Origin of the sequence: Mycobacterium colombiense, assembly GCF_001665835.1 — a bacterium.
GTDB lineage: Bacteria > Actinomycetota > Actinomycetes > Mycobacteriales > Mycobacteriaceae > Mycobacterium > Mycobacterium colombiense_A.
The window spans coordinates 55,251-75,365 of record NZ_LZSX01000098.1; the positions used below are offsets into that span (position 1 = coordinate 55,251).

Annotated in this window: 21 protein-coding genes; 1 reads left to right on the forward strand and 20 read right to left on the reverse strand. The window is 69.7% G+C overall.

The genetic code is table 11. From position 1 onward, the window contains the following. Positions 1-110: 110 nt before the first annotated feature. From der to A5760_RS23985, 6 genes are read right to left on the reverse strand one after another with little or no spacing between them, the layout of a single operon-like run. Complete coding sequence (der, locus tag A5760_RS23960; RefSeq protein ID WP_064885466.1) at positions 111-1,511, reverse strand: ribosome biogenesis GTPase Der; 1,401 nt, start codon at positions 1,509-1,511, stop codon at positions 111-113. Next, positions 1,508-2,191 carry a (d)CMP kinase gene (cmk, locus tag A5760_RS23965; protein WP_064885468.1) on the reverse strand — a complete coding sequence of 228 codons (684 nt, stop codon included), beginning with the start codon at positions 2,189-2,191 and terminating at the stop codon, positions 1,508-1,510. Before cmk ends, der begins: the two co-directional genes overlap by 4 nt. After that, a complete protein-coding gene (locus A5760_RS23970) occupies positions 2,188-2,931 on the reverse strand; it encodes a pseudouridine synthase (protein ID WP_064885470.1) in 744 nt (247 codons plus the stop codon). Before A5760_RS23970 ends, cmk begins: the two co-directional genes overlap by 4 nt. Further along, positions 2,931-3,638, reverse strand: a complete 708-nt coding sequence (gene scpB, locus A5760_RS23975) for an SMC-Scp complex subunit ScpB (protein ID WP_064885472.1) — start codon at positions 3,636-3,638, stop codon at positions 2,931-2,933. Before scpB ends, A5760_RS23970 begins: the two co-directional genes overlap by 1 nt. Positions 3,639-3,690: 52 nt before the next feature. After that, the gene (locus A5760_RS23980) at positions 3,691-4,518 is read right to left on the reverse strand and encodes a segregation/condensation protein A (protein ID WP_064885474.1); all 828 of its coding nucleotides are present in this window, start codon (positions 4,516-4,518) and stop codon (positions 3,691-3,693) included. Beyond that, positions 4,515-5,378, reverse strand: coding sequence for a ParA family protein (locus A5760_RS23985; protein ID WP_008257550.1), 864 nt, complete (start codon positions 5,376-5,378; stop codon positions 4,515-4,517). Before A5760_RS23985 ends, A5760_RS23980 begins: the two co-directional genes overlap by 4 nt. A gap of 288 nt (positions 5,379-5,666) precedes the next feature. Between A5760_RS23985 and A5760_RS23990 the strand changes: the two genes are divergently transcribed. Further along, positions 5,667-6,422 (forward strand): O-methyltransferase, encoded by a 756-nt coding sequence (locus A5760_RS23990; protein WP_064885476.1) that lies wholly within the window; start codon positions 5,667-5,669, stop codon positions 6,420-6,422. Positions 6,423-6,426: 4 nt separating this feature from the next. On the opposite strand, the gene xerD is transcribed toward A5760_RS23990, so the two are convergent. The 14 genes from xerD to A5760_RS24060 all read right to left on the reverse strand — a co-directional run bounded on the left by xerD (position 6,427) and on the right by A5760_RS24060 (position 20,104). Continuing rightward, on the reverse strand, positions 6,427-7,368 hold the full coding sequence (xerD, locus tag A5760_RS23995) for a site-specific tyrosine recombinase XerD (protein ID WP_064885479.1): 942 nt from the start codon (positions 7,366-7,368) through the stop codon (positions 6,427-6,429). Then, complete coding sequence (locus tag A5760_RS24000) at positions 7,365-7,988, reverse strand: NUDIX domain-containing protein (protein WP_064885481.1); 624 nt, start codon at positions 7,986-7,988, stop codon at positions 7,365-7,367. Before A5760_RS24000 ends, xerD begins: the two co-directional genes overlap by 4 nt. Beyond that, a complete protein-coding gene (locus tag A5760_RS24005) occupies positions 7,981-9,732 on the reverse strand; it encodes a CTP synthase (protein ID WP_064885483.1) in 1,752 nt (583 codons plus the stop codon). The genes A5760_RS24000 and A5760_RS24005 overlap by 8 nt, the downstream gene beginning before the upstream one ends. A gap of 122 nt (positions 9,733-9,854) precedes the next feature. Then, on the reverse strand, positions 9,855-10,799 hold the full coding sequence (locus A5760_RS24010) for a copper transporter (protein WP_064885484.1): 945 nt from the start codon (positions 10,797-10,799) through the stop codon (positions 9,855-9,857). After that, complete coding sequence (gene steA, locus A5760_RS24015; protein ID WP_064885486.1) at positions 10,800-11,981, reverse strand: putative cytokinetic ring protein SteA; 1,182 nt, start codon at positions 11,979-11,981, stop codon at positions 10,800-10,802. A 113-nt stretch (positions 11,982-12,094) separates the two neighbouring features. Then, a complete protein-coding gene (gene recN, locus A5760_RS24020; protein ID WP_064885488.1) occupies positions 12,095-13,846 on the reverse strand; it encodes a DNA repair protein RecN in 1,752 nt (583 codons plus the stop codon). Positions 13,847-13,870: 24 nt separating this feature from the next. Beyond that, the gene (locus tag A5760_RS24025) at positions 13,871-14,800 is read right to left on the reverse strand and encodes an NAD kinase (RefSeq protein WP_269199206.1); all 930 of its coding nucleotides are present in this window, start codon (positions 14,798-14,800) and stop codon (positions 13,871-13,873) included. Continuing rightward, positions 14,797-15,606 carry a TlyA family RNA methyltransferase gene (locus tag A5760_RS24030; protein ID WP_064885490.1) on the reverse strand — a complete coding sequence of 270 codons (810 nt, stop codon included), beginning with the start codon at positions 15,604-15,606 and terminating at the stop codon, positions 14,797-14,799. Before A5760_RS24030 ends, A5760_RS24025 begins: the two co-directional genes overlap by 4 nt. Positions 15,607-15,614: 8 nt before the next feature. Then, positions 15,615-15,800: a hypothetical protein gene (locus tag A5760_RS24035; RefSeq protein ID WP_064885493.1), complete on the reverse strand. Its 186-nt coding sequence runs from the start codon at positions 15,798-15,800 to the stop codon at positions 15,615-15,617. Between the two features lie 23 nt (positions 15,801-15,823). Continuing rightward, positions 15,824-16,855 (reverse strand): HAD-IIA family hydrolase, encoded by a 1,032-nt coding sequence (locus A5760_RS24040; RefSeq protein ID WP_064885496.1) that lies wholly within the window; start codon positions 16,853-16,855, stop codon positions 15,824-15,826. Further along, positions 16,852-17,655 carry a tetratricopeptide repeat protein gene (locus tag A5760_RS24045; RefSeq protein ID WP_155764451.1) on the reverse strand — a complete coding sequence of 268 codons (804 nt, stop codon included), beginning with the start codon at positions 17,653-17,655 and terminating at the stop codon, positions 16,852-16,854. The genes A5760_RS24040 and A5760_RS24045 overlap by 4 nt, the downstream gene beginning before the upstream one ends. A 28-nt stretch (positions 17,656-17,683) precedes the next feature. After that, positions 17,684-18,046, reverse strand: coding sequence for a DUF732 domain-containing protein (locus A5760_RS24050; protein ID WP_196772193.1), 363 nt, complete (start codon positions 18,044-18,046; stop codon positions 17,684-17,686). A 108-nt stretch (positions 18,047-18,154) separates the two neighbouring features. Next, positions 18,155-19,426 carry a tyrosine--tRNA ligase gene (gene tyrS, locus A5760_RS24055; RefSeq protein WP_155764452.1) on the reverse strand — a complete coding sequence of 424 codons (1,272 nt, stop codon included), beginning with the start codon at positions 19,424-19,426 and terminating at the stop codon, positions 18,155-18,157. Between the two features lie 33 nt (positions 19,427-19,459). Beyond that, positions 19,460-20,104, reverse strand: coding sequence for a DNA-3-methyladenine glycosylase (locus A5760_RS24060; RefSeq protein ID WP_064885498.1), 645 nt, complete (start codon positions 20,102-20,104; stop codon positions 19,460-19,462). Positions 20,105-20,115: the final 11 nt, after the last annotated feature.

The following is a 20,115-nucleotide window of genomic DNA, read 5'->3' on the forward strand; positions in this document are numbered from 1 at the left end:
GACCTGTCCAATACGTGCTCCCCAAACTTGCTAGCGCATGCGCTAGCGGAATCGGGAGGCACCTATTGGTCCGGAGGGACCGCCAGCCTCCCGAGAAACCCCCGCTCAGCTCAGCGCCGCCGGGCTCCCCGCTTTTCGCGCACCCGCACGTTGATCCGGATCGGCGAGCCCTCGAACCCGAAGGTCTCGCGCAGCCGTCGCTCCAGGAAGCGCCGATAGCCGGCCTCCAGAAAACCGGTGGTGAACAGCACGAACGTCGGGGGCCGGGCGGTGGCCTGGGTGGCGAACAGGATGCGCGGCTGCTTGCCCCCACGCACCGGGGGCGGCGTGGCGGCCACTAGTTCTTTGAGCCACGAATTCAGCGGGCCGGTCGGGATCCGCGCATCCCACGACGCCAGCGCGGTCTCCATGGCGGGCACCAGCTTCTGCAGCGCCCGCCCGGTTTTGGCGGAGATGTTGACCCGCGGCGCCCACCGCAACTGCACGAGTTCGCGGTCGATCTCGCGCTCCAACAGCTCGCGGCGGTCCTCGTCGACCAGGTCCCACTTGTTGAAGGCCAGCACCAGGGCCCGGCCGGCTTCGATGACCATCGACAGCACCCGCTGGTCCTGCTCGGTGAGCGGGTCCGACCCGTCGATCAGCACGATCACCACCTCGGCCGCGTCGATGGCCGAGCGCGTGCGCACCGAGGCGTAGAACTCGTGCCCGCTGGCCTGGCCCACCTTGCGCCGCAGACCCGCGGTGTCGACGAACCGCCACACCTTGTCGCCCAGCTCGATCAGCGAGTCCACCGGGTCCACCGTCGTTCCGGCGACGTCGTGCACCACCGAGCGCTGATCGCCGGCGAGCTTGTTCAGCAGCGAGCTCTTTCCCACGTTGGGCTTGCCGACCAGCGCCACGCGCCGCGGGCCACCGGACGTGGGCGCCACCTCGGACACCTGGGGCAGCGCGGCCAGCACCGCGTCGAGCAGATCCGCCACTCCGCGCCCGTGTATGGCGCTGATCGCACGCGGCTCACCAAGCCCCAGCGACCACAGCATCGCGGCGTCCGCCTCGGCCTTGTCGCTGTCAACCTTGTTGGCCGCCAAGAAGACCGGCTTGCCCGACCGCAGCAGGATCCGGGCGGCGGCCTCGTCGGCCGTGGTTGCGCCGACGACGGCATCGACCACCAGGATCACCGCATCGGCGGTGCGCATCGCCACCGAGGCCTGGTCGGCCACCAGCTGCTGCAACCCCTTGGCGTCGGGCTCCCATCCCCCGGTGTCCTGCACGATGAACCTGCGCCCGGTCCACAGCGCGTCGTAGGACACCCGGTCGCGGGTGACGCCCGGGATGTCCTGCACCACCGCTTCCCGTCGGCCCAGGATCCGGTTCACCAGCGTCGACTTGCCGACGTTGGGCCGGCCGACCACCGCCACCACGGGCGCCGGGCCGGCCTCCTCTTGTTCGTCCAGGCCGAATTCGACGGAATCCCAGTCGCTTTCGTCGCTCCACGTGCCGTCTTGACTCATCGCACCGCTCCGCTTCGCTGCTTGACCAGGTCCCGCAGGTGCGAGATCACCTGGGCTTCGGTCATCTCGCTGGTGTCGACGACCACCGCGTCCGGGGCCGCTCGCAGCGGCGACACCGCCCGGGTGGAGTCCAGATGGTCGCGACGGCGGACGTCGGCCAGCACCGCCTCGTAGTCGTCGGCCAGCCCGGCCGCCACGTTCTGATCGTTGCGCCGCCGCGCCCGGGTCTCCGCCGACGCGGTCAGGAAGATCTTCACGGGTGCGTCGGGCAGCACGACGGTGCCGATGTCGCGGCCCTCGACGACGACACTGCCCGGGCCCTCGGCCATTTCGCGCTGCAGGTCGACGAGCCGGGTGCGCACGGCTGGAACCGAGGACACCGCCGACACCGAGGCGGTCACCCGGTCGCCGCGGATCTCCGTCGAGACATCCTCTCCACAAAGGAAATAACGGTCACCGTCGGGCTGATAGTCGATCGCCATCTGCACGGTTTCCGCCGTGTGCGCAACGGCCTCGGCGTCGTCCGGGTCGATGTCGGCGCGCAGCACGGCCAGCGTCACCATCCGGTACATCCCGCCGGTGTCCAGGTAGCGCGCGCCGAGCGCCTGTGCCAATCCCTTTGATACCGAGGACTTTCCGGTTCCCGCCGGGCCGTCGATGGCCACCACCACGTCGGTCACAGGCCCACCGCTTTGTACAGCTGGCCGATCTCGTGATGAGCCAGCGCCCGGAAGGTGCCCGGCCGCTGCTTGCCCAACGAGACCGGCCCGATGTCCGTGCGCACCAACGACTCCACCGGGAATCCCGCTGCCGCCAGCAGCCGGCGCACGATGCGTTTGCGCCCCTCGTGCAGCGTCACGCGCACCAGCGTCTTGCCAGGAATGGCGTCCACCACCGCGAACTCGTCGAGTTTGGCCGGCCCGTCGTCCAATTCGATGCCGGCACGCAGCTTCTTGCCGAGCCCACGCGGCACCGACCCGGTCACCGTCGCCAGGTACGTCTTGGGCACCTCGTGGGAAGGGTGCATCAGCCGGTGCGCGAGCTCGCCGTCGTTGGTCAGCAGGATCAGCCCTTCGGTGTCGGCGTCCAACCGCCCGACGTGAAACAGGTTCTTGTTGCCGCGAACCTTGCGCTCGACGAGATCGCCGATGCAGGGCCGGCCGCGGTCGTCGGACATGGTCGAGTGCACGCCGCGCGGCTTGTTCAGGGCCAGGTACACCTGCGAGTCGTCGAGCACCACCCGGGCGCCGTCGACGCGGATCACCGCGGAGTCCGGGTCGACGCGGGTGCCCAACTCGGTCACCACCTGGCCGTCCACCTCGACGCGGCCGTCGATGATCAACTTCTCGGCGGCCCGCCGCGACGCAATTCCGGCTTGGGACAACACTTTTTGCAGCCGGATCCCCTGAGCTTCTTCCATCAATCCTGGTCCACGTCGAACGTCGGCGACTGGTCGGACGAGTGACCGCCGGACAATTTGATGAAACGTGGCTCGCGGTCCAGGGATTCGCTGAGATCCTCGATCGTGTCGACGTCGGGAAGCAGCGGCGCGATGTCCGGAAGATCGGCCAGCGAGGTCAGCCCCAGGCGCTCCAGGAACAGGTCGGTGGTGGCGAACGTCACCGCGCCGCTGTCCTCGTCGACCCCGGCTTCGGTGATCAGGCCGCGCGCCAGCAGCGTGCGCATCACGGCGTCGACGTTGACGCCGCGCACCGCGCTCACCCGCGCGCGCGTCACGGGCTGGCGGTAGGCGACGACGGCCAGCGTCTCCAGCGCGGCCCGGGTCAGCTTGGACCGCGCGCCGTCGAGCAGCAGCTTCTCGACATAGGGCGCGAACCGGGCGCGGGTGTACATCCGCCAGCCCTCGCTGTTCTTCCGCAGGTCGATGCCGCTGTCGCGTTCGGTGAGCTGCTCGGCCATCTCCTGCAACTTGGTGGCGATCCGGTACACCGGCTGCTGGGTGGCCGACGCCAGCGCCTCCGCGGTCACCGGGGTGTCCACCACCAGCAGCAGCGCCTCGAGCACGGAACCGAGTTCCCCGGCTTCCATGGGTGCGGCCTCGGCGATGTCCGGGATGCCCACGTCGAGATCCGTTTCGAAATCGACGTCCGGCATGTCTTCACTCATGAGCGCCGCTCCTCCTCATCGCTTCGCTCTGCATCGTCGCGGCGCAAGTCACTTATTCGTCCCGCACTTCTACCAAGGCTTCACTGGCCGGACGTTCCCCGGTCCACGAGATTTGGAGCACGCCAAGCGGCTCTGACTGGTCGAATGCTACCGTCCGGGACCGATACAGTTCGAGCAGCGCCAGGAAGCGCCCGACCACCTCCATCGACGCCTCGCAATCGGCGACCAGCTCGGAGAACGTCGCCCACGCGCCGCTGCCCCGCGCTTCCAGGATGGCCAGCAGCTTTTTGGCCTGCTCCGGAACCGAGACCTGGACCTGGTGCAGGTGTCCGACGGACACGGTGGGGACGGGTCGTGGAGTGAACGCGATCGCGGCGATCTGGGCGAACCGTTCGGCGTCGACGCCGATCATCACCTCGGGCAGCAGTTCGGTGAACCGGTCCTCCAGCGACACCGAGCGCGGATAACTGCGCAGCGCCGTGGCCTCGAGTTCGGCGAACATCTCGGCGACGTGCTTGAACGCGCGGTACTGCAGCAGCCGGGCGAACAGCAGGTCACGCACCTCCAGCAGCGCGAGGTCTTCGTCGTCGTCCACCTGTCCGGCCGGCAGCAGCCGGGCCGCCTTCAGGTCCAGCAGGGTCGCGGCAACCACCAGGAACGCCGTGGTCTCCTCCAGCTCCAGCTGCGGACCGATTTCGCGGGTGTAGGCGATGAAGTCGTCGGTGACCCGGTGCAGCGCCACCTCGGTGACGTCGAGGCGATGGGCGAAGATCAGCTGCAGCAGCAGGTCGAACGGGCCCTCGAAATTGGTCAGGCGGACTTGGAAGCCAGCTCCGTGGCCGTTCTGCTGTGGCGCCTCACCGGTTTCGGTCGCGTTCACGCGCCGAATCGGTCGATGAATTCGCGGGCCAGCGCGCGATAGGCGATGGCCCCGGTGGACCGCGGGGCCCACGTGGTGATGGGTTCGCCGGCCACGCTGGTTTCCGGGAATCGGACGGTCCGGGTGATGACGGTGTCGAACACCAGATCCCCGAAGCGCTCCACGACCCGGGCCATCACCTCGCGCGAGTTGACCGTGCGCGGGTCGTAGCGGGTCAGCAGGATCCCGCTGATCTCGAGCTTCGGGTTCAGCCGGTCGCGCACCTTGTCAACCGTGTCGGTCAGCAGCGCCAGCCCACGCAGCGAGAAATACTCGCACTCGGTCGGGATCACCACGCCGTCGGAGCAGGCCAGGCCGTTGACGGTGAGCAGCCCCAGCGACGGCTGGCAGTCGATCAGCACGTAGTCGTAGCGATCCAACACGGGGTGCAGCGCGCGGCCCAGGGTCTGCTCGCGCCCCACCTCGTTGACCAGCTGGATCTCGGCGGCCGACAGGTCGATGTTGCTGGGCACCAGATCCATGTGCTTGACCCGGGTCTGCAGCAGCACGTCGTCGATCGACACCCTCGGCTCGACCAGGACGTTGTGGATGGTCTTTTCCAGCTCGTAGTGCGGGACGCCCAGGCCGGCGGACAGCGCGCCCTGCGGGTCCATGTCCACCAGCAGCACGCGACGGCCGTATTCGGCGAGCGCGGCACCCAGGTTGATGGTCGACGTGGTCTTCCCGACGCCGCCCTTCTGGTTGCACATGGCGACGACTTTGGCCGGGCCGTGCGAGGTGCGCGGCTGTGGCTCCGGGATCGCCCGCGGCGGCCGCCCGGTCAGACCGAGCTCGACGCCGTTGTCCGGCTGCTCGGTCATGGCGGGGGTGTTCGGGAAGTGAACATCGTCGGAAAGTCTAACGGGTTCATCGCGGGAAACCCGGCAACCCGCAGGCAATTAACCAGCCAATATGGGGGAAAATCGGTGGTCGAACGCACATCCCGACAGCCTATTCACTCCAGTCACAGCAGCACCAATTTTCGGAGGGCCATGCGGCTTCGAAACGCGCTAGCACCGGCGCTACCGCTTTCGGGAATCACTCATCGCCACCCTAGCCGCCTCGCGGCGGCACCGGCCCGCAACCTCCACCGGCCTATCGTGGCGTCTATGAACCTGAAGCGACGCATACCTCTATTGCGTTGGTCGGTCTGGCGCATGGCCGCCGGCGCTACGAACATCACCACGACGGGCCAGATCGGTGACGGGCGCGAAGCGGCCGCCGTCGAGTACGTGCTGCAGAACGCGCGGGCCGGCGACATCGACGACGTGCTGGCCACCATCGACAAGTTCGCCTACGAGAAATCGCTGCTGATCAACGTCGGCGACGAGAAGGGGCTGCTGCTCGACGCCGCCGTCCGGCGCGCCGATCCGGCGCTCGCGCTCGAACTGGGCACCTACTGCGGCTACGGCGCGCTGCGCATCGCCCGGGCCGCCCCGAAGGCCAAGGTGTTCTCGGTCGAACTCGCCGAGGCCAATGCCGCCAACGCCCGCCAGATCTGGGCGCACGCCGGCGTCGCCGACCAGGTGACGTGCGTGGTCGGCACCATCGGCGACGGCGGGCGCACCCTGGACGCGCTGGCCAACGAGCACGGATTTGCCGAAGGAACACTGGATTTCGTGTTCCTCGACCATGACAAGGACGCCTACCTCGACGACCTGAAGAGCATCATGGAGCGCGGCTGGCTGCATCCGGGCTCGATCGTGGTCGCCGACAACGTGCGGGTTCCGGGCTCGCCGAAGTACCGCGAGTACATGCACCGCCAGCAGGGCAAGCGGTTCAGCACCGTCGAGCACAAGACGCACGTCGAGTACCAGACGATGCTGTCCGACCTGGTGCTGGAGTCCGACTACCTCGGCGACTGAGCGGCTATTGCGCCCGCGGGTGGGCCTCGGCCCACACTTCGCGCAGCGCGTGCACGGTGACCATGGTGTAGATCTGCGTCGTCGTCACCGAGGCGTGCCCGAGCAACTCCTGCACGACCCGCACGTCGGCGCCGCCCTCCAGCAGGTGGGTGGCGAAGGAATGCCGCAGCATGTGCGGTGACACCCCCGACGTGATCCCGGCGCGCTCGGCGGCGTCCTGCAGGACCTGCCACGCGCTCTGCCGCGACAGCCGCCCGCCGCGCACATTGAGGAAGATGCCCGGCGTCCCGCGCCCGCGGCGGGCCAGCTCCGAACGGCCCCGCACCAGATAGGAATCCAACGCGGCCACGGCCGGACGCCCGATCGGCACCAGCCGCTGCTTGCCACCCTTGCCGCGCAACAACACCGACCGGGCGTGCGTGTCGACGTCGTCGACGTCCAGGCCGACGGCTTCGGAGATCCGCGCGCCGGTGGAGTACAGGAGTTCCAGCAGCGCCCGGTTGCGCAGCGTCAGCGGGCCGTCGGCCGGGCTCTCGCCGCCGGCGCCCTCCAGCAGCGCCAGCACCTGGTCGATGGTCAGGCTTTTGGGCAGCCGGCGGCCCGGCGTCGGCGGGCGGACCGCGCGCGCCACGTCGAGTTCGGCCAGCCCTTCGGCCGCGGCGAACCGATGCAGGCCGCGCACCGCGATCAGCGCCCGCGCGGCCGACACCGCGGACAGCGCGGCCACCCCGGTGTCGGGATCTCCCCGGCGCAACGCCACCAAAAACTCGCTCACGTCGTTCTCGCCCACCTTGGCCAGGTCGTGAATTCCGCGGTCCGACAAGTGTTTTGTGTAGCGGCGCAGGTCGCGGCCGTACGAGCTCAGGGTGTTGGCGGCGACGCCGCGCTCGATCGTGAGATGGTCAAGGTAGCCCTGCAACTGCGTGTCCAGCGCCACCGTCGTCATTGCGCGACCTTTCGCGCGGCGAACGCCGTCGGCTTGTCCTGCCACGGGCTGTCCACCGGACGCGGCTGCACGAACCCTGTCGTCACGGCGTGGGCGGCCAAAATCCCCGCCACGGCAATGGCATTGACAACTTCACCGCCGAGCACCTTGCGGGTGGCGTCGGCCAGCGGATACCACTCCAATGTCATGTCGGCTTCTTCGTCGTGCGCCTCGGGCCGGTCGACCCGAATCAGACCGGTGGCCAGATAGACGCGCACCGACTCGTCGCTGAAGCCCGGGGTGGAGTCGAGGTCGACGAGCACCGTCCAGGTCTCCGCCTTGAGCCCCGCCTCTTCCATCAGTTCGCGAGCCGCGGTGAGATGGGCTGCCTCGCCATGGACATCGAGCAGTCCGGCGGGCAACTCCCACAGCCGCCGGCCGAACGCGTGCCGGTATTGGTAGACCATCGGAATGTTGCCGTCGTCGTCCATCGCGACCACGGCGACCGCGCCGAAATGTTCGACGATCTCCCGGGTCACGACCTTGCCACCCGGCATCCGCACCCGGTCGCTGCGCAGCGCGAAAATCTTTCCGGTGTACAGCGTTTCGGATGACACCGTCTCGAAGATGTGCTCAGCCACGGGTCGCGGGCTCAGGTATAGGCCGCGCAGCGCTGTCCCGGTGCTGGATGCCGTTCGAGGACTGCTCCGGGATTTCCACCGGCAGCCGCTCGCCCGCCTTGTAGTCGATGGCCGCGCCGACGAATGCGACGAACAGCGGGTGCGGCCGGGTGGGCCGGCTCTTCAGCTCGGGGTGAGCCTGGGTGCCGACGATGAACGGATGCACGTCGGGTGGGTACTCGACGAACTCCACCAGATGCCCGTCCGGAGACGTCCCGGAGAACCTCAGCCCGCTCTCCGCGATCTTGTCGCGATAGGAGTTGTTGACCTCGTAGCGGTGCCGGTGGCGCTCGGACACCTCCGTGGCGCCATAGGCTTGGGCCACAATCGATTCCGGTTCCAGCACCGCGGGGTAGGCGCCCAGCCGCATGGTGCCGCCCAGGTCGGCTTCGCCGGCGACGATGTCGACCTGGTCGGCCATTGTGGAGATGACGGGATCGGGCGTGTCGGGGTCGAATTCGGCCGAGTTGGCCTCGGCCAGACCGGCGGAGCGGGCGGCCTCGATCACGATGCATTGCAGGCCGAGACACAGGCCGAACACCGGCACCCCCCGGGTGCGGGCGTAGTGGATGGCGCCGATCTTGCCCTCGATGCCGCGGATGCCGAAGCCGCCGGGGATCAGCACGCCATGCACGTCGCCCAGCGCCGACGCGGCATCGGCAGCCGTCTCGCAGTCGTCGGAGGGCACCCACACCAGCTCCACCTTGGCGTGGTGCTTGAACCCGCCTGCGCGCAGCGCCTCGGTCACCGAGAGGTAGGCGTCGGACAGGTCAACATACTTGCCCACCAAGGCGATTCGCACCGTCTCGTGCGGCTCGTGCACCCTGCGCAGCAGGTCGTCCCACTCGGTCCAGTCGACGTCCCGGAACGGCAGGCTCAGCCGGCGCACCACGTAGGCGTCGAGTTCCTCGCGGTGCAGCACCTTCGGAATGTCATAGATCGACGGCGCATCCGGCGTGGAGATGACGCCGTCGATGTCGACGTCACACATCAGCGCGATCTTGTTCTTCAACGCCTCCGGGACGGGACGGTCGCAACGCAGGATCAGCGCGTCCGGCGTGATACCGATGCTGCGCAGCGCGGCCACCGAGTGCTGGGTGGGCTTGGTCTTGAGCTCGCCCGACGGGGCCAGGTAGGGCACCAACGAGACGTGCAGGAAGAAGACGTTCTCCCGGCCGACGTCATGGCGAACCTGCCGCGCGGCTTCCAGGAACGGCTGCGACTCGATGTCGCCGACGGTTCCGCCGATCTCGGTGATGACCACGTCGGGCCGGTTGCCCTGGGCGTCGGGCTGGGCCATCGACATGATGCGCGCTTTGATCTCGTCGGTGATGTGTGGAATAACCTGGACGGTGTCGCCGAGGTATTCGCCACGCCGCTCCTTGGCGATTACCGTCGAATAGACCTGCCCCGTAGTGACATTCGCGGAGCCGGACAGGTTGCGGTCCAGGAACCGTTCGTAATGGCCGACGTCGAGGTCGGTTTCGGCGCCGTCCTCGGTGACGAAGACCTCGCCGTGCTGGAACGGGTTCATCGTGCCCGGATCGACGTTGAGGTACGGATCGAGCTTTTGCATCGTCACGTACAACCCGCGGGCCGTCAGCAGCTGACCAAGGCTGCTGGCCGTCAGCCCCTTGCCCAACGAGGAAGCGACTCCCCCGCTGACGAAGAGGTGCTTAGTGGCGGATTGCGGGTGCTTTCGCACAGGCGACCTCCGTGAAGACGGGCAGGGCGTGAAAATTGTTCTAGCGAATAACTAGATGGGCCTGCCGACCCACGGAAACCCACCCTAACATCCACCGCGCTGTGCCGCGGCTAACACGCCCGCTACTGGGGCACCGTGATTGACGACGCCCCGTGACCGGTGCCGTACTGCCCGGCGTGCCCGCCGTTGAGCAGGTCGTGCAGGCCCAGGACCGCGGTGATGCGGCCCGGCGCGGCGTCGACGTCGTCGACCGTGCTGATCGCGGAGTTCATCCCGGCGTCGGCACGCGTCACCGCCACGGCGGCGCCTCCCGTCGCCGAACCGTCACGCCCGGCGAGCAGCGTGCCCGAGCCGTGCGGAGCCAGCGCGGCCGAGAACCGCGCCACGCTGACGCCCTTGTTCCCGGCGTCCTGGGGCAGCGAGCCGCCCGTGACGACGAGCGCGGCGTTGGCCGCGCCCATGTGATCGGTCGGCTGATAGGTGATGAAGCCCGTGTCGCGCAGCGCCGCCAGCACGGTGTTGCGCTGGATGTCGTCCACCGCGGGCACCGCCGGGTTGGCGTTGGCCAGCAGGGCGATGCCCATCAGGTCACCCGCCTGCGATCCCTGGTCGATGAGCTTGGTGCTCAGCTGCTGACCCGCGGGCAGCACCGAGGAGTTCACCACCGTCTGCAGCTTTTCCGCCGAGTTGGCCTCGACGAACTCCTGCGTCAGCGACACCGTGCCGGTCACCGTCCCGCCGGCCTGACCGATGAACTTCGACACCGCGGCCACGTCGTCGTCCTTGGCGTCCGGGGTGCGGAACACCACCACCGTCTTGCCGCCGAGCGCGTCGTGCACCATCCGGCCGGCCAGTTGGGTGTCGAAATTGTTTGCCGCGCTGAGCTTTTCGTTCAGCACATTCTTCTGGTCGTTGAGCCCGCTGATCTGGGTGTTCAGGTCCCGCTTCTCGTCGCGCAGGCTGGACAACAGGGTGTCCGACAAGAAGCCCGAGCCCAGCACGACTCCCACGGCCAGCGCCAGGAAGACGGCCGCCAGCGACAGGGCATGTTGACGCAACGAGATCATCTAGGTGACCCACTTCTGCACCGTCAGGCAGAAGTGGTTCCAGTAGTCGGTGACCCAATGCAGCACCGCGGCGTCGGTGCGCGATACCCACAGCGCGACGATGACGGCGATCAGCATGGTCATCGCCAGCAGCGCGATGGCGCCGGCCGAGATGTGGTTGCGGTACAGGGTCGCCACGGCCTTGGCGTCCACCACCTTCTCCCCGACCCGCAGCCGGGTCAGGAATGTCGACGGGTTGCTGTGCGCGCGGGTGCGGTCGAAGAACGTCTCGATGTTGGCGGTGTGGCCGGCCGTCACCAGCAGCGCGGCACCGTGGTGATCGGCCAGCAGCAGGGCCAGGTCGATGGCCGAGCCCGCGGCCGGGAACGTCATCGCCCCGACGCCGAGATCCTGGATCCGCTCCAGCCCGGGCGCGTGCCCGTCGGCATCGGCCGGCAGCACCACCTGGGCGCCGCACTTGAGCGCCTCGGTGCTGATCTGGTCGGGGTCGCCGACGATGACCTGGGGGCGGTAGCCCGCCTTGCGCAGGACGTCCGCGCCGGTGCCGACGCCGATCAGCGCCGGCTGATACTCCTTGATGAACGGCTTGAGCGAGCGCAGATCCTCGGCGGCGCAGGGCTCGTCGGCGACGATCACCACGTGCCGGCGGCGCAGGTCGACGTCGACGTCGGGGATGCCGATGCCGTCGATCAACAGCGGGCTCTCGCTCTTGATGAACTCGATCGTGTTGCCAGCGAAGGCCTCCAGGTGCGCGGAGAGCCCGCTCTTGGCCTCGCGCATCAGGTCGGCGATGTCGTGGTCGGTGCGCTCGGTGCCGCGAACCAGCCTGCGGTCACCGGCGTACACCCCGCCCTCGTGCAGGCGGATCTTGGAGCCGTCCTTGACCTTCTTGAAGATGTCGGGTCCGGCCTCGTCGATCAGGGTCACCCCGTTGTTGACCAGCACCTCCGGGCCCATGTTCGGGTAGCGGCCCGACACCGACGGAGACGCGTTGACCACCGCGGCGATGTCGGCCTCCACCAGCGCATCCGCCGTGATGCGGTCCAGATCCAGGACGTCGAGCACCACGATGTCGCCGGGGCAGACCCGGCGCAGCAGGCGGTCGATGTTCCGGTCAACGCGGGCGGTGCCGACGAGGCCCGGCCGGGCGGGATTACGGGAGAGCAGGCCTGACATCTTCATGGGGGCGATTCTGTCCGCGAAGCTGCGGCGAGGACGGGAGGCGCGCCGTAACATTAGCCTCATAAGTTATCTAGAGTCCCATTAGTCACATCTGTATTACTTGTTCCCTGCGGTTAGATCTCATCCTTTTGCGCCGCATCCAGCAACTCACGGGCGTGGGCGCGGCCGCTGTCGGATTCACCCAACCCGGCCAGCATCCGCGCCAGCTCGGCCACCCGCTCGTCGTCGGCGACCCGCCGCACCACGCTGGTCCCCTTCGGCCCCGCGCCGTGCACCACCAGGTGCACGTCCGCGTACGCCGCGACCTGGGGCAGGTGCGTCACGACGATGACCTGGTGGGTGCGCGCCAACCGCGCCAGCCGCCGGCCGATCTGCACCGCCGCCCGGCCGCCCACCCCGGCGTCGACCTCGTCGAACACCATGGTGGTGCCCGCCGCGGAAGCGGCCAGCACCACTTCCAGCGCCAGCATCACCCGGGAAAGTTCGCCACCGGAGGCGCTCTTGGCCAACGGCAGCTGGTCCATCCCCCGGTGCGCGGCGAAGCCGAACTCCACCTGGTCGATGCCGTCGGCCCCGGCGCGGGCCAGCTCCCCCGACGGCAGGGTAAGGGCGGCCGCATCGTCGGCGGCCGACGCGGTATCGATAGAGACGTCGATGCTGAACTGCGCGTCGGCCATCGCCAGCCCGGACAGCTCGGCGGTGACCTCCTTGGCGAGCCGCTTGGCGGCCTTGCGCCGGATGTTGCTGAGATCGACCGCCGCCTGCGCCAATTCACGCGCCAGCTCGTCGACCCGCGCCGCCAGCGACGCCAGGCCTTCCTCGGAGACGTCGAGTTGGGCCAGCCGTTCCCGCGACTCCCGGGCCCAGGCGAGCACGCCGTCGATGTCCGCCGCGTACTTACGGGTCAGCGTGCGCAGTTCGGCCTGCCGGGCCAGTTTGGCTTCCAGCGCGCTGGCATCGACCGGCAGCTCCTCTAAGAAGCCGCCCAGCTCTCCGGCTGCGTCGACGACCACGGTCAGCACCTCGTCGAGCTGGCCGGCCAACGCCACCAGCTTCGCGTCATCCGTCGATTCCAGTGCGGCCCTTGCCTTTCCCAGGCTGTCGGTCGCGCTGAATCCGGAGCCGTCCGCCTCATCCGACGACAGCGCCGCGCGGGCCCCCGCCGCGGCCTCGCGCAGGGTGTCCAGTTCGGAGAGCCGCAGGATCTCGGCGACCAGGACGTCGTCCTCGCCGGGTTGCGGGTCCACGGCGTCGATCTCGTTGAGCGCGAAGTTCAGCCGGTCGGCCTCCAGCGCCAGCTCGCGCATCCGGTTGCGGCGGTCGAGGAGGTCGCGCCGCGCCGACAGCCAGGCGTCGCGCAGTTTGCAGTAGCGCTCCAGCGCGGGCCCGGCCTTCGCGAACCGGTCCAGCGCGCCGCACTGCTCCTCGGGCCGCATGAGCCGCAGCTGGTCGTTCTGCCCGTGCAGGGTCAGCAGCCCGGCGGTGAAGTCGCCCAGCGACTTGGCCGGCACGCTGCGGCCGCCGAGGTAGGCGCGCGACGGCCCGTCACGGCTGACCGAACGCAGCGCGATCACGCTGCCGTCCTCGTCGCGTTCGGCGCCCGACGCGTCCAGCATGTCGTCCAGCTTCACGATCACGGCCTCGTCGAGATCGATTGTGGTGAACCGGCCTTCGACGATCGCCCGATCCGCGCCGGACCGCACCCGGGTGGCGTCCGCGCGGGCACCGCCGAGCAGATGCAACCCGGTCACCACCATGGTCTTGCCGGTACCGGTCTCGCCGGTCAGCACCGTCAGGCCGCGGCCGAACTCCCCGACCGCGGCGCTGATGGCACCGAGTGACTCGATGCGGATTTCGGTCAGCATTCAGTCAGCACCAGGGTTGAGCCGTCAGTTCCCGCGCCACCCGGTCACCGGCAACCGGAACTTGCGGACCAGTCGGTCGGTGAACGGGGCGCTGTCCAGCCGGGCCCATTTCACCGGTGTGTCGCAACGTTTTACCTCCAGCCGGCTGCCCGCCGGGATCAACATTTCGCGCCGGCCGTCGCAGAACACCAGGGCGTCGTGCCCGTCGGCCTCGATCTCGATCGCGATGGTGGCGTCCGGGCTGGTGACCATGGGCCGGCCGAACAGCGCGTGAGCGTTGTTGGGTACCACCAGGATTGCCTCGAGGTCCGGCCACAGCACCGGGCCGCCGGCGGAGAACGCGTAGGCGGTGGACCCGGTGGGGGTGGACACCAGCACCCCGTCGCAGCCGAACGCCGACACCGGGCGCCCGTCGATCTCGAGGACCACCCCGAGCACGCCCAGCCGGGGGCCCTTTTCCAGGCTGACTTCGTTGAGCGCCCACCCGTGCACGGAGACGCCGCCGCCGTGGCGCACGATCACGTCGAGCGTCAACCGCTTCTCCACCCGATAGTCTTGTGCGACAACATGATCCAGCACACGGTCGATGGCTTCGGCCTCGGCCTCGGCCAGAAACCCGATGCGGCCCAGGTTGATGCCCAGCACCGGGATGTTGGCGTTGCGGGCCAGTTCGGCGGCCCGCAGGAACGTGCCGTCGCCGCCCAGCGCCAGCACCAGTTCGCAGCCCTCGGCGGCCTGCGGGTCGGCGTCGACCACCTCGATCTCGACGCCCAGGGCGCGCATGTCGTCGGGGGCCAGGTGCAGCGGCCCCTTGTCGACGGCCTCGGCGGACAGCACACGAAGCGCGATCCCGTTGTCGCCCAGCACTTTCTGCACGCGCCGCGCGGTCTCGGTGGCCTCGTCACGGCCGGTGTGGACCACCATCAACACGGTGCGTGGAGCGTGTTCGTTCACTGTGGCCCGCTTTCCACCGCACACCGCACCGCGCTCACCAGCTCGTCGCCGGCCAGCGGCCGATCGGTCCGGGCGCGCAGCCGCAGGAAGTACTCGACATTGCCCGACGGACCCGGCAGCGGGCTGGCGGTCACACCCAGGGTGTGCCAGCCCAGCTCGCCCGCACGACCGGCGACCGCCAGCACGGCGTCAGCGCGCAGGCCCGGGTCGTGCACCACACCCCCGGCACCGACCAGGCCCTTGCCCACCTCAAACTGCGGCTTCACCATGGGAACGATATCCGCGTCGGGTGCGGCACATCCAGCCAGCGCCGGCAACACCGTGGATAGCGAAATGAACGACAGGTCAGCGACCACCAGGTCGGCGCGTCCGCCGATCGCGTCCGGCGTCAGGTCGCGAACGTTGGTCCGCTCGACGACGACCACCCGCGCGTCGCTGCGCAGCGACCACGCCAGCTGGCCGTATCCCACGTCGACGGCGACCACCTCGGTCGCGCCGCGATCCAGCAGGACTTCGGTGAAGCCACCGGTCGACGCGCCGGCGTCCAGGCAGCGGCGGCCCGCGACCGAAATCTCGAAGGCGTCCAGCGCCCCGATGAGCTTGTGCGCTCCGCGCGAGACCCAGCCGCGCTCGCCGTCCTCGGCGACGGTCAGGGCCGCGGTGACGGCGACTGCGGTGCCCGGCTTGCGCGCCGGCATCCCGTCGATGCTCACCTTCCCCGCACCGATCAACTCCGCGGCCTGCTGACGGGACCGGGCCAGGCCGCGCCGGACCAACTCGGCGTCAACGCGGGCGCGTCGAGACATCCGCGCACTCAGCCCTTCTCCGCCGACTCCAGCGCAGCCAGCAGCACGTCGTGCGCCTCGGACAGGCGGCGTGCTATCTCTTCGAGCTCATCGAGCGACGGCACCTTCTCGGGGTCTTCCCCGTCCCCGGGCTGGGGCAGCCGGGCCAGCAGGGCGTCGATTTCAGCGCGAATCTCATCGGGATCGATAGTCATCGCGTTACTACGCTAGTCACCCGTCAGTCGGTGCGCACCAAAGACCAGCGTTGTAGCGCGGCGCGCGCCCGGTCGTCGGCGGCCTCGATGCGCACCTCGCCGGAGCCGGAGCCGGCCGCGCCGTACACCGCGCCGGCGACCGCGCGGACGATCGACAGGCCGTCGCCGTCGTCCGACCCGTCACCGCTGACGGTGATCGTCGCGTCCGCGACCTCGACCCGCCAGCCCGGCTGCGGCCCGATCGCGAGCGACTCGCCGCCGGTGTGCAGCGAGCGCAGGTCGTGGCCGATATAGGTGGGGCGCTGGCCGGGCCTGGCGTACACCGCGTCCCGCGCGGAATTGACCCCGGTGAGCACCATCAGGCTGGGCAGCTCGGCGGCGTTGGCGCCCTCGATGTCGGTGTCGAGCCGGTCCCCGATCACCAGGGGGGCGTGAAAGTCGCCGCGCGCCGCGGCATCCCGCAGCAGCCCGGGCGCCGGCTTGCCCGCGACCTGAGGCTCGCCGCCGGTGGCCGCCCGGAGCGCGGCCACGAACGATCCGTTGCCGGGTAACAGCCCGCGCTCGGTGGGCAGGGTCAGGTCGACGTTGGACGCCACCCACAGCGCGCCGGCCCGGATGGCCAGGGCCGCCTCGGCCAGTTCCGGCCACCCGATGGTCTGGGACAGACCCTGCACGATGGCGGCCGGGTCGTCGTCGTAGCTGCGCACCGCGCGCAGTCCGACGGCCGTGACCTCGTTGGCCAGGGCCTCGGTGCCCACGATCAGCACCGGCGAGCCGGGCGGCAACTGGTCGGCCAGCAGCCGCGCCGCGCTTTGCGCGCTGGTGGCGACGTCGGCGGCGACGGCGGTGAAACCCAGGTCGGTCAGGTGCGCGGCCACCTCGTCGGCGCTGCGCGACGCGTTGTTGGTGACGAAGTACGCGCGGCTGCGCACCTCGGCCAGCGCCTGCACCGCGCCCTCGGTGGGCCGATGGCCGCGAAACATGGTGCCGTCCAGATCGATCAGCAGGCAGTCATATTGCTGTGCAAGGGTTTTGGTGTGATTCGGCCCCGTCATCGGCCGAGTTCACTGACGCGGTCTTCGGCATCGGTGACGCCGTCGACGTCCGCGGCCGCGGAGTGCAGGAACCACTGCAGCGCCTCGTCCCCGCGGCCGAGCGCCAGCAGGGTGTCGGCGTAGGCGTAGCACAACCGCGCCGCCGTCGTGCCCGTGCGGGTCGGATCCAGCTGCGGCGTGGACAACACGGTGAGCGCCTGTTCCAGCTGGCCGAGATCCGCGCGCGCGCCGGCCGCGACGATGCGCAGTTCGTCGGCGTCGTCCCCGCTGAGGTCGGCGGCCTCCGGCCCTCGCGCGAGTTCGATCGCCCGCTCCGGGCGGCCAAGTCCGCGTTCGCAATCGGCGATCAGGGCCAGCAGCGAGGACTTGCTGCCCATCCTGCGGGCCGCGCGTAACTCTGCGAGAGCCTGCGACCAGTCGCCGCAGTGGTAGGCGGCGATGCCGACCGCTTCCCGGATGACGGCGATGCGGCTGGACCGGGCGCGTGCCGCCCGCGCGTGCCGCAGGGCGGCCTCGGGGTCCTCGTCGAGCAGTTCGCCCGCGGCCACCAGGTGGCGCGCCACCGCGTCGGCGGTGGCGCGGTCCAGGGTGCTCAGGTCGCGGCGGATGTCGGGTGCCAGCTGCTTGGCTTCCACGCCGGGCGGGATCGGCGGGCCGTCGTGCGGCGCGCGATCGGCCTGGGCATCCCGGCGTGCGGCGCCCTGCGGCTGGGCCGGGCGCGCACGGCCCGGACCCGACCAGCGATTGGATGCCGGCCGCCCCCGCCGCTCGTCGCGCTGCCCTTGCCTGTCGTCGACCACGCTGCCGAGAATACGGGCAGCCCCGCGCCTAGCTTTGCAGCCGGTTACTCAGCAGCGGTGCGATCACCGCCGGGCAGTAGGTCGCGATCGCGACGATGGTGAATTTGCCCGCCATCTCGTACGACAATCCGTTGCCCTCGGCCATCTTGGAGGTCACATCGTCGAACGACCCGCCGGGCTCGAACAGCATCGGGCACACCGACTGTCCCATCGCCGTGGTGGTGGCCGGTTGGGTGTAGCTGATCCCGGCGTTCGTCAGCGCGGACAGGAAGGCGTTGCCCAGCATGTCGGCGCGGATCGGCGCCGACAGGACCGCGGCCAGCGACACCAGGCCGGTGATCACCCCCAGAATCGGCAGGACGGTCAACCGCACACGCGTCGCAAAAATCACCGTGACAACAGTGGTCGCCGAGGATCACGTCAACGACACGGTGAGGTAAAGATCTGTACACGCACGCGTTTTGCGCACGTGGTTCCTGCCCTGAAAGGGCTAGCCGGGTTAGACCTTTTCGACCCCGGCGACGGTGCGTTTGCCGCGGCGCAGCACCAGCCATTTGCCGTGCACGAAATCGGACGGTTGCGGCGCCCAGTCCTCGCTCTCGATGCGGACGTTGTTGACCGAGACGCCGCCCTCGCCGATGGTGCGCCGCGCGGCCTTCTTGCTCTCTGACAGGCCGCTGGCGACCAGCAGGTCGACGATCCCGTCGGGGCCACCGGGTTTGAGCTCGGCGATCGACGTCTCGCGCAGCGCCGCCGCCAGCGTGGCCTCGTCCAGGCGGTCCAGTTCGCCCTGCCCGAACAGCGCCCGGCTGGCGTGCTCGACGGCCTCGGTGGCCGCCTCGCCGTGCACCAGCACGGTCAGTTCGCGCGCCAATCGCCGCTGGGCGGCGCGCTGCTGGGGCCGCTCGGCCGTCGCCTGCTCCAGCTCGCCGAGCTCGTCGGCGGTCAGGAAGGTGAACCAGCGCAGGTAGCGGATCACGTCGGCGTCGGCGGTGTTGAAGAAGTACTGATACCAGGCGTAGGGCGTGGTCAGTTCGGGGTCCAGCCACAGGCTGCCGCCGCCGGTGGACTTGCCGAACTTGGTGCCGTCGGCGGCGGTCACCAGCGGCACCGTCAGCGCGTGCACCGACGCGCCGAGCTGCTGGCGCACCAGCCGGACGCCGGCGACGATGTTGCCCCACTGATCGGAGCCGCCGATCTGCAGCGTGCAGCCGTAGCGCCGGTGCAACTCGACGTAGTCGTTGGCCTGCAACAGCATGTAGCTGAACTCGGTGTAGGAGATGCCGTCGCCCTCGAGGCGCCGCCGGACGGTGTCACGGTCCAGCATCACGTTGACCGAGAAGTGCTTGCCGAGGTCGCGCAGGAACTCGATCGCCGACAGCGGGCTGGTCCAGTCCAGGTTGTTGACGACGACGGCGCCGGTGGGTGATTCGTCGAAGTCGACGAAGCGCCGCAGCTGCCCGCCGATCCGCTCGGTCCACTCGGCGACCGTGTCCGCCTCGTTGAGGGTGCGCTCGCCGACCTCGCGCGGGTCGCCGATCATGCCGGTGGCCCCGCCGGCGAGCACAATCGGGCGATGGCCGGCGCGCTGGAACCGGCGCAGCGCCAGCAGCGGCACCAGGTGTCCGGCGTGCAGGCTGGGCGCGGTGGGGTCGAAGCCGGCGTACACCGTCATCGGCCCGCGCTGCGCCTCGGCGCTCAGCGCATCGAGGTCGGTGGACTGCGCGATCAGTCCGCGCCAGCCCAGCTCGTCGATGATCATGTCGCCCATGATCCAAGATCCTTCCACCCGAGATCGGTCCGGCTAGTCGCTGGCGCCCGGCGCGGCCGCGCGGGGGCTGCGCCGGTACGCCGAGACCTCCGGGCGGCCGGGCAGCCACAACCGCCACGGCCGGTCGGCGGCCTGGCTGACGCCGACCCGGGGGCCGGCCGTCGCGGTCAGCGGTTCGTGCAGTTCCAGCGTCACCGGGCTGTCGCGGGCGAACAGGTCAATGCCGTTGTCGTCCATGGTGATTCCCATGGCCGAGCACAGGTTGCCCGGGCCGCGCGCCAGCGCGGCGGTGTGCACCAGCTCGCCGCGGCGGGCACGCGCGACGTCGGTGCCGTCCTCGATGGCGGCGGCGCGCAGCAGGACCGCGGCGGCGGTGCCGTCGGGTCCGCACGAAACGTTGGCGCAGACGTGAATGCCGTGGCTGCGGTAGGTGTAGAGCCGCCCCGGAGGCCCGAACATCACGAAATTGCGGGCACGCAGGCCCTTGTACGAGTGCGCGGCGGCGTCGGGCCAGGGACCGTCGGGGACTCCCCCATAGGCCTCGACCTCGACGACGATCCCGCTCACACCGCGCGCGGTGAGGGTGGCGCCCAGCAACCGGCGCGCGGCCTCGACCGGGTCGACTAACAGCTGGGCCGCAGCCGCGCCTTCGCGAAATCGTCCTCGAGCCTCGACCACATCAGATCCTG

Excerpts from the sequence above, each read along its gene's own strand:
- der (WP_064885466.1), bottom strand. The coding sequence starts at position 1,511 with ATGAGTCAAGACGGCACGTGGAGCGACGAAAGCGACTGGGATTCCGTC.
- A5760_RS23970 (WP_064885470.1), bottom strand. The coding sequence starts at position 2,931 with ATGGAAGAAGCTCAGGGGATCCGGCTGCAAAAAGTGTTGTCCCAAGCC.
- scpB (WP_064885472.1), bottom strand. The coding sequence starts at position 3,638 with ATGAGTGAAGACATGCCGGACGTCGATTTCGAAACGGATCTCGACGTG.
- A5760_RS23985 (WP_008257550.1), bottom strand. The coding sequence starts at position 5,378 with ATGACCGAGCAGCCGGACAACGGCGTCGAGCTCGGTCTGACCGGGCGG.
- A5760_RS23990 (WP_064885476.1), top strand. The coding sequence starts at position 5,667 with ATGAACCTGAAGCGACGCATACCTCTATTGCGTTGGTCGGTCTGGCGC.
- xerD (WP_064885479.1), bottom strand. The coding sequence starts at position 7,368 with ATGACGACGGTGGCGCTGGACACGCAGTTGCAGGGCTACCTTGACCAT.
- A5760_RS24010 (WP_064885484.1), bottom strand. The coding sequence starts at position 10,799 with ATGATCTCGTTGCGTCAACATGCCCTGTCGCTGGCGGCCGTCTTCCTG.
- steA (WP_064885486.1), bottom strand. The coding sequence starts at position 11,981 with ATGAAGATGTCAGGCCTGCTCTCCCGTAATCCCGCCCGGCCGGGCCTC.
- recN (WP_064885488.1), bottom strand. The coding sequence starts at position 13,846 with ATGCTGACCGAAATCCGCATCGAGTCACTCGGTGCCATCAGCGCCGCG.
- A5760_RS24030 (WP_064885490.1), bottom strand. The coding sequence starts at position 15,606 with ATGTCTCGACGCGCCCGCGTTGACGCCGAGTTGGTCCGGCGCGGCCTG.
- A5760_RS24035 (WP_064885493.1), bottom strand. The coding sequence starts at position 15,800 with ATGACTATCGATCCCGATGAGATTCGCGCTGAAATCGACGCCCTGCTG.
- A5760_RS24040 (WP_064885496.1), bottom strand. The coding sequence starts at position 16,855 with ATGACGGGGCCGAATCACACCAAAACCCTTGCACAGCAATATGACTGC.
- tyrS (WP_155764452.1), bottom strand. The coding sequence starts at position 19,426 with ATGGGCGACATGATCATCGACGAGCTGGGCTGGCGCGGACTGATCGCG.